The organism is Aurantiacibacter xanthus, assembly GCF_003584015.1.
In the GTDB taxonomy this organism is placed as follows: Bacteria; Pseudomonadota; Alphaproteobacteria; order Sphingomonadales; family Sphingomonadaceae; genus Alteraurantiacibacter; species Alteraurantiacibacter xanthus.
Map to the genome: position 1 here is coordinate 12,936 of NZ_QXFM01000139.1, position 14,051 is coordinate 26,986.

At 67.0% G+C, this 14,051-nt stretch carries 9 protein-coding genes; 2 read left to right on the plus strand and 7 right to left on the minus strand.

Annotated features, from left to right (window positions below; genetic code table 11):
- Nucleotides 1–81: 81 nt before the first annotated feature.
- The 5 genes from D2V17_RS17720 to D2V17_RS17740 form a co-directional block, all read right to left on the minus strand.
- The gene (locus D2V17_RS17720; protein ID WP_119594434.1) at nucleotides 82–1,236 is read right to left on the minus strand and encodes an aldose epimerase family protein; all 1,155 of its coding nucleotides are present in this window, start codon (nucleotides 1,234–1,236) and stop codon (nucleotides 82–84) included.
- Between the two features lie 100 nt (nucleotides 1,237–1,336).
- Nucleotides 1,337–2,659, minus strand: coding sequence for a xylose isomerase (xylA, locus tag D2V17_RS17725; protein WP_119594436.1), 1,323 nt, complete (start codon nucleotides 2,657–2,659; stop codon nucleotides 1,337–1,339).
- Complete coding sequence (gene xylB / locus D2V17_RS17730; RefSeq protein ID WP_119594438.1) at nucleotides 2,659–4,110, minus strand: xylulokinase; 1,452 nt, start codon at nucleotides 4,108–4,110, stop codon at nucleotides 2,659–2,661. Before xylB ends, xylA begins: the two co-directional genes overlap by 1 nt.
- Nucleotides 4,110–5,234 carry a glycoside hydrolase family 43 protein gene (locus D2V17_RS17735; protein ID WP_119594440.1) on the minus strand — a complete coding sequence of 375 codons (1,125 nt, stop codon included), beginning with the start codon at nucleotides 5,232–5,234 and terminating at the stop codon, nucleotides 4,110–4,112. The genes xylB and D2V17_RS17735 overlap by 1 nt, the downstream gene beginning before the upstream one ends.
- A gap of 94 nt (nucleotides 5,235–5,328) precedes the next feature.
- Nucleotides 5,329–7,434, minus strand: coding sequence for a right-handed parallel beta-helix repeat-containing protein (locus tag D2V17_RS17740; protein ID WP_119594442.1), 2,106 nt, complete (start codon nucleotides 7,432–7,434; stop codon nucleotides 5,329–5,331).
- Nucleotides 7,435–7,637: 203 nt separating this feature from the next.
- On the opposite strand from D2V17_RS17740, the gene D2V17_RS17745 reads away from it, so the two are divergent.
- Together D2V17_RS17745 and D2V17_RS17750 are read left to right on the plus strand one after the other, a co-directional pair.
- Nucleotides 7,638–9,194, plus strand: a complete 1,557-nt coding sequence (locus D2V17_RS17745) for an alpha-N-arabinofuranosidase (RefSeq protein ID WP_119594444.1) — start codon at nucleotides 7,638–7,640, stop codon at nucleotides 9,192–9,194.
- Nucleotides 9,195–9,203: 9 nt separating this feature from the next.
- Nucleotides 9,204–11,561 (plus strand): glycoside hydrolase family 95 protein, encoded by a 2,358-nt coding sequence (locus D2V17_RS17750; RefSeq protein ID WP_245978787.1) that lies wholly within the window; start codon nucleotides 9,204–9,206, stop codon nucleotides 11,559–11,561.
- 24 nt (nucleotides 11,562–11,585) lie between these two features.
- Here the strand turns inward: D2V17_RS17750 and D2V17_RS17755 are convergent, their stop codons facing one another.
- Together D2V17_RS17755 and D2V17_RS17760 are read right to left on the minus strand one after the other, a co-directional pair.
- Nucleotides 11,586–12,392, minus strand: a complete 807-nt coding sequence (locus D2V17_RS17755; protein WP_191229276.1) for a FadR/GntR family transcriptional regulator — start codon at nucleotides 12,390–12,392, stop codon at nucleotides 11,586–11,588.
- A gap of 78 nt (nucleotides 12,393–12,470) precedes the next feature.
- Entirely contained in the window at nucleotides 12,471–14,009 is a 1,539-nt protein-coding gene (locus tag D2V17_RS17760) for a tryptophan halogenase family protein (protein ID WP_119594448.1), read from the minus strand.
- Nucleotides 14,010–14,051 lie beyond the last annotated feature (42 nt).

A 14,051-nucleotide genomic window follows, 5' to 3' on the forward strand; every position in this document is an offset into this window, starting at 1 on the left:
GGCTGGGGGTGGGGGCTCGACGCTGGCGTGGAACCCCCATCCCAACCCTTCCCCCAAGGGGAAGGGCGTTGCGAGTCGCACTCAGGGCTGGCCCGGCGCATCCTCGGCCATGGTGTGAACGCGATAGATCATCGCGTGGCGATAGGGATGCTCGGGATCGACCCGCGCGCTGCCGAAGGCGGGCCGGTTCGGCGTGTCGGGGAACAGCTGCGGTTCGAGCGCGATGCCATCGCCCATGCGATAGACCTTGCCGCCCTTGCCGCTCACCGTGCCATCGAGGAAGTTGCCGGTGTAGAACTGCACGCCCGGCTCGGTCGACAGCACGTCGAGCACCCGGCCCGAGGCGGGATCGGCCAACCGCGCGACCAGTCCGGGGCTGGCGGTGCGGCCCTTGTCGATCACCCAGTTGTGGTCATAGCCGCGCCCAAGCACGATCTGCTCGTTGCTGCCGTCGCGCAGGCCATCTGCGACCACGCGTGGCTCGCGGAAATCGAACGCAGTGCCCGCCACCGGCGCAAGTTCGCCCGTGGGGATCAGCCGTTCATCGACAGGGGTGTAGCGGCTGCCGGGGATCATCAGCCAGTGCTGCATCGCATCGACAGTGGAATCGCGCCCGGCAAGGTTGAACAGCGCATGGTTGGTCATGTTGACGATAGTCGGCCGGTCGCTCTGCGCCTCGAACACGATGCCGAGATCGCCGCCATCGTCGAGTGTGTAGGTGACCGTCACATCCAGCTTGCCCGGATAGCCCTGATCGCCATCCTCGCTGGTCAGCGCCATGACCAGCCGCGCCACCGGCCCGGATTCGACCGAGACGATCCGCCACACCCGCTTGTCGAAGCCCACCGCACCGCCGTGGAGCGAGTTGGTCTTGTCGTTCTGGACCAGCTGATAACGCCGGCCATCCAGCGAGAAGGCGCCATCGGCGATGCGGTTGGCATAGCGGCCGACGGTGACGCCGAAATAGTTGGGGTGAGTCTGATATTTGGCGATGTCGTCATAGCCCAGCGTGATATCGGCGGGGTTGCCATCGCGGTCGGGCGCGGTGAGCGACTGGAGCGTGGCGCCAAAGGTCAGCACCCGTGCCGAAACGCCATTCGCATTGGACAGGACGACCGCCTCGACCGAGCTGCCATCGGGCATGGTCCCGGCCGGTTCGCGCACCGCGTCGGCGGCCATGGCGGGGCTCACCGCCAGCACGCACGCGACCGCAAATGTTCCCAAAACTCGTTTCATCTGCCCTCTCCCACAAAGGTCGAGCCTGCGCTCGCCTGTTCTCTCATTATGTACGCGGAGCGGCTGACTGGCAGTCCGCTCCGCGCGATAGTATTGCCGTTCAGACCAGCCGGTTGACCAGGTTTTCGAGCCGCTCCTGCTTGCCCGACCGGTGGCGCGGCGCAAGGTTCTGCGCCACGGCGAGATCGGCGATGTCGGCCAGCGAAGTGCCCTCGGCATGGACCTTGCGGCCCAGATCGCCGTCCCACCCGGCATAACGCTCCTTACGGAACGCATCGATCCGGCCATCCTCGATGATGCGCTCAGCAGCCAGCAGGCCCGCCGCGATCACGTCGACGCCGCCGATATGGCCGTGCAACAAATCCTCGGCATCGACCGACTGGCGGCGCACCTTGGCATCGAAGTTGAAGCCGCCGGTGGTGAAGCCGCCCGCCCGGATGATCTCAACCATCGCCAGCGTGACTTCCTCGATCGAGTTCGGAAACTGGTCGGTGTCCCAGCCGTTCTGGTGGTCGCCGCGGTTGGCGTCGATCGAACCAAAAATGCCGAGCGCATTGGCCATGGCGATTTCATGCTCGAAGGTGTGGCCCGACAGCGTGGCGTGGTTGGCCTCGATGTTCACGCAGACCTCGTTTTCGAGGCCATAGCGCTTGAGGAAACCATAGACCGTGGCGGTGTCGAAATCGTACTGGTGCTTGGTCGGCTCATGCGGCTTGGGCTCGATCAGGATCGTGCCGGTGAACCCGATCTTGTGCTTGTGCTCGACCACGAGGTTGAGAAAGCGTCCGAAGTTATCGAGCTCGCGCGAAAGGTTGGTGTTGAGCAGCGTTTCGTAGCCCTCGCGGCCGCCCCACAGCACATAGTTCGCGCCGCCCAGCCGGTGCGTCGCGTCAAGCGCAGAGCGCACCTGCAAGGCCGCCCAAGCGTAGACTTCGGGGTCGGGGCTGGTCGCCGCGCCCGCCGCATAGCGCGGGTCGGAGAACAGGTTGGCCGTGCCCCACAGCAGCTTGCGACCGGTCTCGCCCTGAAGCTGTTCGAGATGGTCGACTGCCATGCCGAAATTGCGCTGATACTGCGCCACGTCAGCGGCGGGCTCCATCACGTCGACATCGTGGAAGCAGTAGAACGGCAGGTCGAGCTTGCGCACGAAATCGAGCGCGGTGGCGCGCTTCAAGGCGGCGGCTTCGGTGCCGCCCGGGTGGCTCATCCAGGGGCGGTCGAAAGTGCCGCCGCCGAACACGTCGGAGCCCGGCCAGCAGAAGGTGTGCCACATGCACACGGCAAAGCGCAGGTGCTCCTCCATGGTCTTGCCCAGCACCACGCGGTTCTTGTCGTAGTAGCGGTAGGCGAGTTCGTTGGCGGTCTCCTCGCCCTCGAAGGCGATGATGGGGAACTCGGCGAAATATTCGGGTGCGGCAGACATCAGAGGCCTTTCTTCGGAGTAATACGGGGGTAAGCGAGGCGGAACGCAGCCTTCCGCGGGGCGAGCTGGTCGATCAGCGCGGCCTCGGGCTCGATCCGGTGAGAAACGGGCGGTTGGGCGAAAATCGCGCTTGGGTCGCCGCCATCGACGGCCATCTGCGCCAGCCGGGCAGCGCCCAGCGCCGGGCCGACTTCGCCGCCCTTGAGATAGACGAGCGGCACTTCGAACGCCGCCGAGATGATGCGACCCCAGTAGCTTGAGCGCGCGCCGCCGCCGATCACCGCCAGCTCGCTGACTTTGGTGCCCGCATCGCGCAGGGCATCGAGCCCGTCGGCCAGCGCGAAGGCCACGCCCTCCAGCACCGCCTGCGCGAGCCGTCCGGCATCGGTATCGTTGTGGAGCCCGAGGAACGCGCCGCGCACATGGGCATCGTTGTGCGGGGTGCGCTCGCCCGAGAGGTAGGGCAGGAACAGCTCACTGCCGCTGCCCGACCCGGTATCCTCGGCCCGTGCAAACAGCTCTGCCGCGCCAGAAGCCCCGGTGAGCCGCGCCACCCAGTCGATGCACGAGGCAGCGGAGAGGTGAACGCTCATCTGGTGCCACACTCCGGGCAGGCAGTGGCAGAAGGCATGGACAGCGCGCGCCGGGTTGGGCCGGAAGCTCTCGGTGGCAACGAAGATCACTCCCGATGTGCCGAGCGACAACAGCGCATCGCACTCGCCCACCACGCCCACGCCGACAGCGCCGGCGGCATTGTCGCCGCCGCCCGCCACCACGGGCACCGCGGGCATACCCCAGAGTTCGGCAATCTCGGGGAGCAGCGTGCCAGTGGCCTCGCTGCCCTCGAACAACGCGGGCATCTGCGCCTTGGTCAGGCCGGTGGCGGCGAGGATCTCGTCGTTCCAGCACCGGTTCGCCACATCGACCCACAAGGTGCCCGCGGCATCGGAGAGGTCGCTGGCCTTGTCGCCCGTCATTCGCAGGCGGACATAGTCCTTGGGCAGGAGCACGCTGGCGACCTGCGCGAACAGCTCAGGCTCGTGCTTGCGCACCCATGCGAGCTTGGGCGCGGTGAAGCCGGGCATGGCGATGTTGCCCGCAATTGCGCGCAGCGCGGGAACCGCTGCTTCCAGCTCGGCGCATTCCTCGTGGGCACGCACGTCGTTCCACAGGATCGCCGGACGCAGCACCTTGTCGTCCGCGCCGAGCAGGGTCGCACCGTGCATCTGCCCGGCCAGCCCCACCCCGCGCACCACGCGGCGCACCGCCGGATCGATCGCCTGCACCGCCGCCGTGGTCGCCCGCCACCACGCTTCGGGGTCCTGCTCCGACCAACCGGGCCGGGGCCGCTGCACACTGAGCGCAGCGGTCCCTTGCGCGGCGACCGAACCCGTCTCGTCAAGCGCGACGGCCTTGACCCCGGAGGTGCCGATATCGATCCCGAGGAACATCAGCGGCGGAACGGGTTGATGGTCGGGATCGAGCCGTCCTCGTTGAACTTCAGCTCGGTGACCTTGACGCTGCGCAGGTGGTTCTGGTCGCTCAACTGCGTGTCGTGATAGAACAGCCACCACTTGCCATCCCACTCGACAATCGAGTGATGCGAGGTCCAGCCCTGCACCGGTTCGAGGATATGGCCCTTATAGGTGAACGGGCCATAGGGCGTGTCGCCGATGGCATAGTTCACATAGTGCGTGTCGCCGGTCGAATAGGTGAAGTAATATTTGCCGCCGCGCTTGAAGACCCAGGCCGCCTCGAAGAAGCGCCGGTCATGATCGCCGCCGAGAATCGGGTTGCCCTGCTCGTCGACAATCAGCGCCTCGCGCACCGGCTCGGCAAAGCTCTTCATGTCCTCGCCCATGCGCGCCACGCGCGGCATGATCGCGGGCTGGTCGTCCTGAAGCAGATCGGTATCGGAACCGTTCGGATCGTAGGTGCCGTTCTTCCAGCGCTGCAGCTGGCCGCCCCAGATCCCGCCGAAGTACATGTAGCTGGTGCCGTCGGTGTCGGTGAACACCGCCGGGTCCATCGAGTAGCTGCCCTCGATATAGTTCGGCTCGGGCGTGAACGGCCCCATCGGGTTGTCCGAGGTGGCGACACCGATGCGGAACGCGCCAAGGCCGTTCTTGTCCTTCGTTTTGTCGCGCGCGGGGAAATAGAGGTAGTAGGTGCCGTTCTTGTAGGCCGCATCGGGCGCCCACATCTGCTGCGAGGCCCACGGGACATCCGCCACGTCGAGCGCCACCGGACCAATGGTCACCGGACCGCCGATGCTGTCCATGCTGAGTACGCGATAATCGCGCATCGCATACTGGTTGCCGAGGTCGTCGTTCGGAATGCCGGCATCGATGTCATGGCTGGCATAGACGTAGATCTTGCCGTCGAACACATGCGCCGAGGGGTCGGCGGTGTAGATTTCGGTGACCAGCGGCTGGGCCAGATAGGGTTTTCCATCGGGCGACAGCGCTTCATCGCCCGTGGCGACGGCGTCCGCGTCTTCGGCCTGCGTGCATCCGGCCAGGCCCACCCCCAGCGCGAGACTCAGCGCCGCGCACGATACCAATCCAATCCGCATCCTAGTTCTCCTCTTTGCTGGCCAATCTTTAGCCTTGCTTCGTTTGATAGCGCTACCAAAAGATTCAGCAAGCCATCTTGTGACCTTTTTCTCGTCAGCGCGCTGACAGGGTGCAGGCATCGGTGCGGGTACCGGCCTGTGCCATCACCTCGCGCGCGCCCTCGGGCCATTGCTGTCCTTCAACCGCCACGTTGCGCGCGGCGACATTGTTGACGTAGGCGCTCCAGTCGCCTTGCAACCGGCCCGAGTTGTACCAGTTCTCGGTCGCCTCGTTGTCGGTGGCGGTGCGCCGCGGCTTGATCGAATCCTGCGAATTGAGGTTGAGCCAGACCCCGCCCACGCGGTCGATCACGTTCTCGCGCACGCGCACCTCGCGCGAACCTTCGTCGAGATAGATCGCGATGCCGCCGGTGCCCGCCACATCGTGGACATAGTTGCGGGCGATGAGCGCGCCGGGATCGGCCGACAGGTGGTAAATCGCGCCGCCATCGGGGAACCACTGCTTCACGTTGCTCACATCGTTGCCGACGATCACCGTATCGCGCAGGATCGTGGGCGTGTCGTAAACGAGATTTTCCGGATCGTCGTAGTACGAGCGGTGCCAGCGGAAATATTCGGCGCTCCCGCCCGGATCGTTGATGCCCCAGCCCCAGCCTACATCGATCCCGTCATAGGGCGTATCGGAGATGGTGTTGTGCATGATCACCGCGCCGCTGGCATAGGTGACAAGGATCGCCGCCTGCTCCTTGTAATCGTGCGAGACGCCCGTGATGCAGTTGTCGGTCACGATAATGTCGCGCAGGCCCATGCGGCTGTCGGAGGGGTGGTGCGCATCGCGGGTGATCCCGCCTGCCATGATGGCGCCGCCCGCCAGATCCTCGAAGCGATTGCCGCGCACCTCGATCGCCTGCGCGGCCAGCCCCACGCCGCTGGCATGGGCCTCGGGATTGTTGCCGATACCGAGCGCGATCTGGCCCAGTTGCGAGAAGTGGTTGCCGGAGAAGACCACCCGTACCGCCGCCGAAACCTGCACCGCTGCGGGTTGCTGACGCCAATGGTTGCGCATCCGCTCGAAGGCGGGGCAGCCCCAGCTGCAATCGCGGATCGGGTCATCGGGGTAGTCGGCCAGATCGCCAGCAATATAGGCCCCGCTCTGCTGGCTGGCATAGCCTTCTGCACCTGACGGTTGCAGCCAGCTTGTGTTGCGGAAGGCGAGGCCGGAAAACTCCAGATCGCGCACCGGCTCTTCCAGCGTGCCGCCGATCGAGAGCAGGCGTTCGAGCACCGGCATCTCGACGCTGGCGGCGGCCATGTCATCGCCCGGTTCGGCGCGATAGTAGAGCCAGCCTTCTTCGGGATCGGCATACCACTGTCCTGCCTCGCGCATGAAGGCGCGCGAATTGACGAGGAACAGCCGCGCCACTTCCTGCGAGATCGGCCGTGCCAGCGTGTCATAGCCGATCAGGTTGTTGCGCCAGCCCGGTTGCTGCATCTCGATCCGGTCGCCCGAAATGCGCGCCACCATCGCGTGACGGTGCGTGAACCAGCTCATCCCCTCGATCTCGATCCGGTCCTGCTGCGGCAGCTGCGCAAGAGTGCGCCAGGCCGGGTCGAGCAGTTCCAGCCCCCAGGGCGCAAACCGCACCGCGCTGCGCGGAATTTCGATCCGGGCGCGCTGTGCCAGCGTGCCGTTGACGCTGAGCTGGCGCGCATCGGTGCCCGGTGCAATCTTCGCGCGCCAGATGTTGCGGGGCGCGTCGAACAGCGTCCAGCCGTCCACCTCCACCGCGCCCGACAGCACCGGGAACGCGCCCGCCTCGCCCACCCAGCGCACCACATGGCCGTTGCGCCCGCCATCCTCGGCGGTGAAGCGCAGCGGCTCGGCGAGGCGATAGGTGCCGGCCGCAAGGCTCACCGTCACATCGGTGGAGCTGTTCAGCGCCCGCACCAGTTGCTGCGCGCGGGTGAGGCTGGCGACGGGACGGGCCAGCGATCCGTCGCCCGCATCGTCACCCTCGGGCGCCACGTGAAGCACCACCGGCTCCCCCTCCGGGCGAATCGGAATCACGATCGACAGGTGCGCATCGGGATCGCGCGGCGCAGGCGCATAGACGGGCAGGTCCGGCCAGTCGCCACCCGCTTGCGCCTGCGCCACCGCCGGACCGGCCACCATCACCAACAGCGCCGCAACTCGGTACATTTCGCCTCCTCCCTCGCCGCCTGTCAGTTTGCTTCGCAGATGGCTTGACGAGGCCATCATGCCTCTACTACTCCTACAAATGCAAGGGGGCTTCCCCGCCGGTACGCCAGTGCCATCAGCAAAAGAACCGGTGCGCCAGCGCCACAATCACAAAACCCGGCGCGGAAACGCCAACATAAAAATAGCCAAGCAAGGGGATTGCCATGAACACCTTCAGCCGCCTGTCTGCACTCGCGCTCCTGCTGTCTGCCAGCGCCATGCCACTCGCCGCGCAGGACACTGCGAACGCTACCATCCATGCCGACCAGCCCGGACCGGTGGTGCAGCCCGAAGTGTTCGGCCAGTTCATGGAGCACCTCGGCACCGGCATCTATGGCGGGGTCTGGGTCGGCGAGGATTCGTCGATCCCCAATGACGCCGGATACCGCACCGACGTGCTCGAGGCGCTGCGCGCGATCAAGGTGCCGATGGTGCGCTGGCCGGGCGGCTGCTTTGCCGACGAATACCACTGGCGCGACGGCATCGGCCCGCGCGAGGATCGCCCCGTGAAGATCAACACCAACTGGGGCGGCGTGAACGAGGACAACAGCTTCGGCACGCACGAATTCATGGGCTTTGCCCAGCGGCTGGGCGCGCGCACCTATGTCTCGGCCAATGTCGGCAGCGGCACCCCGGCGGAAACCTCGCAGTGGGTCGAATATATGACCGCCGCCGCGGGCACCACGATGCTCGCCCGCGAACGCGAGGCCAACGGGCACCGCGATGCCTACAAGGTCGATTACCTCGGCATCGGCAACGAGCTGTGGGGCTGCGGCGGTAACATGCGCGCCGAATATGCCTCCGACCTCACCAACCGCTTCGCCGCCTTCGCCAAGACCGGCAACGGCCCGATGCTGAAGATCGCCGCCGGCCCCTCGGACGCCGATTACGAGTGGACCGACACGATGATGCGGATTTCTGGCAAGTACATCGATGGCCTCGCCCTGCACTACTACACCCGCCCGCGCATGGAAAAGTGGGAAGACAAGGGCCCCGCGCTTAGCTTCCCCGAGGCCGAATGGGCCTCCACCCTCGCCAACACGCTGAACATGGACGAATATATCACCCGCCACTCGGCGATCATGGACGTGCACGACCCGGAACGCCGCGTGATGCTGGCGGTCGACGAATGGGGCACCTGGTACGATCCGGCCCCCGGCTCCAACCCCGGCTTCCTGCAACAGCAGAACAGCCTGCGCGATGCCATGGTCGCGGCGCTCAACATCAACATCTTCACCAAGCATGCCGAGCGGGTGCGGATGGCCGCCATCGCGCAGATGGTGAACGTGCTGCAGGCCATGCTGCTGACCGACGGCGAGCGCATGGTGAAAACCCCGACCTATCACGTGTTCGATCTCTACGTGCCGTGGCAGGGGGCGACCAGCCTGCCGGTCGAACTCGACACGCCGGAATATCGCAACGGCGACATCGCGATCCCCGCGATCAGCGTCTCGGCGGTGCGCGACACGGCGGGCGCGGTGCATGTAGCGCTGGTGAACGTCGATCCCAATCAGGCGCATCCGGTCAGCATCCGGCTTGACGGGGTTAACGCGCGCTCGGCTTCAGGACGGGTCGTCACCGCAAGCGCGATGGACGCACACAACACCTTCGACCGGCCAGATGTCGTTGCCCCGCAGGATTTCTCGGGCGCGCGGGTGTCGGGCGGCACGCTGACCGCCACGCTCCCCGCCAAATCGGTGGTCGTGCTGCAACTGCGCTGAGGCTGCGCAGTGCATGCTTTCCCGCTATCGCGGCGCTCGCTCCTCGTGGGCGGCGCCGCGCTGGCCGTCGCTCCGGCGATGGTGCGTGCGAGTGGCCCTGCGGACGTGGCGGGCGCGCCGTCGCAGCTGTGGTATCGGCAACCGGCCAGCACCTGGGTCGAGGCGCTGCCGGTGGGCAATGGCCGCCTCGGCGCGATGGTCTATGGCGGGATCGCGCGCGAACGGCTGCAACTCAACGAGGATACCCTGTGGACCGGCGGCCCATATGACCCGGTCAATCCCGAGGCGCGGGGCGCGCTGGACGAGGTGCGCCGCCTGATCGCGCAGCAGCGCTATGCCGAGGCGGAAGCGCTGGCCGACGCCAAGCTGATCGGCAGGCCCGCCACCCAGATGGCCTACCAGACCTTCGGCGAGCTGGAGATCAGCTTCCCCGAGCTGGAGGGCGTAGCGCCAGACGGATACCGCCGCTCGCTCGACCTCGACAGCGCGCTCGCCCGCACCGAGGCCACCATCGGCGGGATTGCTCACCTCCGCGAGGTCTTCGTATCGCCGCAGGCGCAGGTGATCGCGTTCCGCATGCGCGGGGCGGCGCTCTTTGCCGCCGATATCGAACTCACGAGCCAGCAACCGACCAGTGCGGTGACAGCCGAGGGGGCAAGCCTGCTGCTCACCGGGCGCAACGCAGGCCGTGCCGGGATCGCCCCGGCGCTGCGGCTGGCCGGACGCGCCTTGGTGCAAAGCGATGGCCATATCGCCGCCGACGGTGCGCGCCTGCGCGTGACCGAGGCCCACGAAATCGTCGTCTATGTCGCGCTGGCGACCAGCTTCCGCCGCTTCGACGACACCAGCGGCGATCCGCAAGCCGAAGTCGCCGCTGCCATAGAAGGAGCCGCCCGGCTCGGCTACGACACCCTGCGCGATCAGGCCGTATCCGCGCACCGCGAGCTGTTCCGCCGCGTATCGCTCGACCTTGGCACCACGCCGCGCGCTGAGCTGCCCACCGACCAGCGCGTCGCCGCCGATGACCTCACCGCCGACCCGGCGCTGGCAAAGCTCTACTTCGACTATGGCCGCTATCTGCTGATCGCCTCGTCACGGCCCGGCTCGCAGCCCGCCAACCTCCAAGGCATCTGGAACGGTGACAACGATCCGCCGTGGCAGTCGAAATACACGGTCAACATCAACACCGAGATGAACTACTGGGCCGCCGAGCCCACGGCGCTGGCCGAATGCACCGAGCCGCCGCTGCGCATGATCGAGGAGCTGGCGATCACCGGCGCACGCACAGCGCGCGAAATGTACGGCGCGCGCGGCTGGGTCTGCCACCACAACACCGACCTGTGGCGCGCCACCGCCCCGATCGACGGCGCGCAATGGGGCCTGTGGCCCCTGGGCGGCGCTTGGCTGTGCACGCACCTGTGGGACCGGTGGGACTATGGCCGCGACCGCGCGTTCCTCGCCCGCGCCTACCCGCTGATGCGTGGCGCGGCGCAGTTCTTCCTCGATACCCTGCAGGTGGACCCGGCCACGGGTACGCTGGTCACCAGCCCCTCGATCTCGCCCGAGAACCGTCACGGCGAAGGCGCGGCCGTGGCGGCAGGCCCGGCGATGGACCGCCAGATCCTGCGCGACCTGTTCCGCCAGACCGCCGGGGCGGCCCGCCTGCTCGGCCTCGACCCGGACTTTGCCGCCGAACTGCAAACCGCGCGCAGCCGCCTCGCGCCCGACCGGATCGGCGCGCAGGGCCAGTTGCAGGAATGGCTGGCGGATTGGGACGCCGCTGCGCCCGAGCCCGATCATCGCCATGTGTCGCACCTCTATGCGCTGTTCCCCGGCAGCGAGATCGACCTTGCCGCCACCCCCGAACTCGCCGCTGCCGCGCGCCGCTCGCTCGATCTGCGCGGCGACCGTTCGACCGGCTGGGCGACCGCCTGGCGGATCAACCTGCGCGCGCGCCTGCGTCAGCCGGAGCAGGCCCACGCCGCGCTGGCGTTCCTGCTCGGACCGGGGCGAGCCTACCCCAATCTGTTCGACGCCCACCCGCCGTTTCAGATCGACGGCAACTTCGGCGGCACCCGCGCCATTGCCGAAATGCTGCTGCAAAGCGAGGGCGACCGGCTGTTGTTGCTGCCCGCCCTCCCCGCGCAATGGCCCGCAGGTTCGGTGCGCGGGCTGCGCGCGCGCGGCAATCTCGAAGTGGCGCTGGCATGGCGCGACGGTCGTCTGGTGCAGGCCGAGCTTTCCTCCCCCATCGGCGGGCAATGGCAGGTCGGCTGCGGTGCCGGGGCCGCGCTGTCACAGCCGCTGCGAGAGATCAGGCTGGAAGCGGGCCAATCGCTACGGCTCGCGGGCGCGGACTTTGCCTGATCGGGCAGATCGGGCGCGCGGCAGCTAAAGGCCGGTTAACCCCGCCGATTGCGAATCCACCCCGTCGGTTCCCCGTGCCGCCATCACCACATTGGTATCCTCAAGCGCCAGTTCGACCAGCACCCGCATCGCCGCGGCAGCGGCCTCGGCATCGCCGGCGGCCACGGCATCGAGCACGCGGGCATGGTCGGGGATCGGATCGCGCGGCAGCTTGTGCGTGCGCTGCTTGTAGGTCGTCGTGAGCGACACCGCCGAGCCGATCGACGCGCTGATCGCGATCAGGGCATCGTTCATCGTCGCCTGCAACAGGGCATCGTGAAACTCGCGGTCTGCCACGCGGCCCTCTTCGGTGGCCAGCGAATGGCGACGCATCAGGCCGAGCGCTTCGCGCATCTGGCGAAGCTGGGCAGAGGTGCGGCGCTGCGCGGCAAAGGCCGCTGCCGCCGGTTCGATCACCAGCCGCAGCTCGAACAGGCTGCGCACAAGGCGCGCATCGGGCTCACCGGCGAAGGCCCAGGCCAGCACTTCGGGGTCGAGCAGGTTCCAGCGCTCACGCGGGAGCACCTTGGTGCCCGTCTTCGGGCGGCTTTCGACCAGCCCCTTGGCGGCCAGCACCTGCATTGCCTCGCGATAGGCGCCGCGCGAAACCTCCAGTTCCTCCGCCGCGGCCACTTCGCCGGGCAAGACGTCTCCGGGGGCGTACTTTCCGGCCAGGATGGCGATGCCGACCTTGTTGGCAACTGCACCGCGCAAACGCCTGCCGGGGCCGCGCACCCCGCGCCCTTCACGCGGGTCGCTATCGCCCGCGCGGTCCTGCTGCCCTTTGCCCATTACGTCCATGCCTCCGCTCAAGGCCAAGGTGAGCATCAAGTCAACAGCCGGTCAACCCTGCCCGCAAGCCGGCAGACCTCAGACCGGCATCATCGCGTGCTCGCGAATACGGTCCAGCAGGTCGCGATGACGCGGCAGCCCCTGCATCAAGCGCTCGGTCTGCTGGCGATTTTCGCGCATCGCCCGGATCGCCTGATCGCGCTCGCGCTGCGCTTCTCCGGGCGGCAGATCGGTGTGCCAGCCCATGCCGTACAGCACATACTGGTAGCTCGCCGAGGGGAACACCTCCTCGGCCCGGTCGAACTCGTCGTGCAGCCAGGGCGGCTGATACTTCCACAGCTCCATCAGGCCCAGCAGCCGGTCGGGGATCGTTTCGGGTCGCAGATTGTCGCGCCAGAACTCGGTATCGGTGCGCTTGGTCAGCGCATAGTGAAGCTTGAGGAAATCGATGATCCGGCCCCAGCGATAGAGGGTCGTCTCGTCATAGCGGCGCGCGATCACGTCCATCACCGCGCGGTTCGGCGGCATCTGTTCCGCGATCATCTTGGCCGAAAGCTCGATCAGCACGATCGCCGAAGCCTCCAGCGGCTCAAGAAAGCCCGCCGCGAGGCCGACTGCGACCACATTGCGCTTCCAGAACGTTTCGCGGTGGCCCGAGCGGATCGGAATCTTGCGCACGGTCAGACCATCGGCGGCCGGCCCGATATAGGCGCGCAGCTCGCGCTCGGCTTCGTCAGCGCTGATGTGGCTGCTGGAAAAGACATGGCCGACACCGCGCCGCGTCGGCAGCCCGATGTCCCAGATCCAGCCTGCCGACTGGGCGGTGGAAATGGTGTGGCTGGCGATGGGATCGTCCGGGTCGGCATAGGGCACCTGCACCGCCAGCGCGGTGTCGCAGAACAGCACCTCGTTGCAGCTGCGGAACGGAACATCCATCGCGCCTTCGATCAGCAGCGCCTTGAAGCCGGTGCAATCGACGAACAGGTCGCCGACGATGTCGCCCGCCTGTTGGGTGCGCACCATCGTTACATCGCCGCTCTCGTCGGTTACGACCTCGGTGACATCGGCAAGCACATGGCGCACGCCGAGCTTTTCGCAGCAATGCCGCTGCATGAACTGGGAGAATTTGCCCGCATCGAGATGATAGGCATAGTTCGCCAGGCTCTCGAATTCGGGGGTGGCGATGGTCTTGGGCGCAAGGCCCGCATCGCAGATCCGGCCTTGCGGCGTGACCGCATCGCAGAAGGTGGTGGCGCGCTCTGTCTGCCAGTGCGGGACAAGGCTGAGCCGGGCAAAACCCTGCGGCAGCATGAGCGGGTGGTAGTAGCCCTCATCGGGCTCGCCGGTGGTCCAGCGATTGAACCGTGCGCCCTGCTTGAACGCGCCATCGCATTCGCGCAGGAAATCGGTTTCCGAGACGCCGATCCCGCGCAAGGTGTTGCGCAGAGTGGGCCAGGTTCCCTCGCCCACACCGATGATCGGCACATTGGGCGATTCGACCAGAGTGACGGTGAAGCCGTGCGACATCCGGGCCTGATGGCGGGCCGCGATGACCCCTGCCGTCAGCCAGCCGGCCGTGCCTCCGCCAACGATGACAATATGCTCAACCTGTCCCATCTCGCCATTTCATCGTGAAAAGAGGCGGGGCGCAATCGAAAT

Coding starts and splice junctions, on each gene's coding strand:
- D2V17_RS17720 (WP_119594434.1), bottom strand. CDS start 1,236: ATGAAACGAGTTTTGGGAACATTTGCGGTCGCGTGCGTGCTGGCGGTG.
- xylA (WP_119594436.1), bottom strand. CDS start 2,659: ATGTCTGCCGCACCCGAATATTTCGCCGAGTTCCCCATCATCGCCTTC.
- xylB (WP_119594438.1), bottom strand. CDS start 4,110: ATGTTCCTCGGGATCGATATCGGCACCTCCGGGGTCAAGGCCGTCGCG.
- D2V17_RS17735 (WP_119594440.1), bottom strand. CDS start 5,234: ATGCGGATTGGATTGGTATCGTGCGCGGCGCTGAGTCTCGCGCTGGGG.
- D2V17_RS17740 (WP_119594442.1), bottom strand. CDS start 7,434: ATGTACCGAGTTGCGGCGCTGTTGGTGATGGTGGCCGGTCCGGCGGTG.
- D2V17_RS17745 (WP_119594444.1), top strand. CDS start 7,638: ATGAACACCTTCAGCCGCCTGTCTGCACTCGCGCTCCTGCTGTCTGCC.
- D2V17_RS17755 (WP_191229276.1), bottom strand. CDS start 12,392: ATGGGCAAAGGGCAGCAGGACCGCGCGGGCGATAGCGACCCGCGTGAA.
- D2V17_RS17760 (WP_119594448.1), bottom strand. CDS start 14,009: ATGGGACAGGTTGAGCATATTGTCATCGTTGGCGGAGGCACGGCCGGC.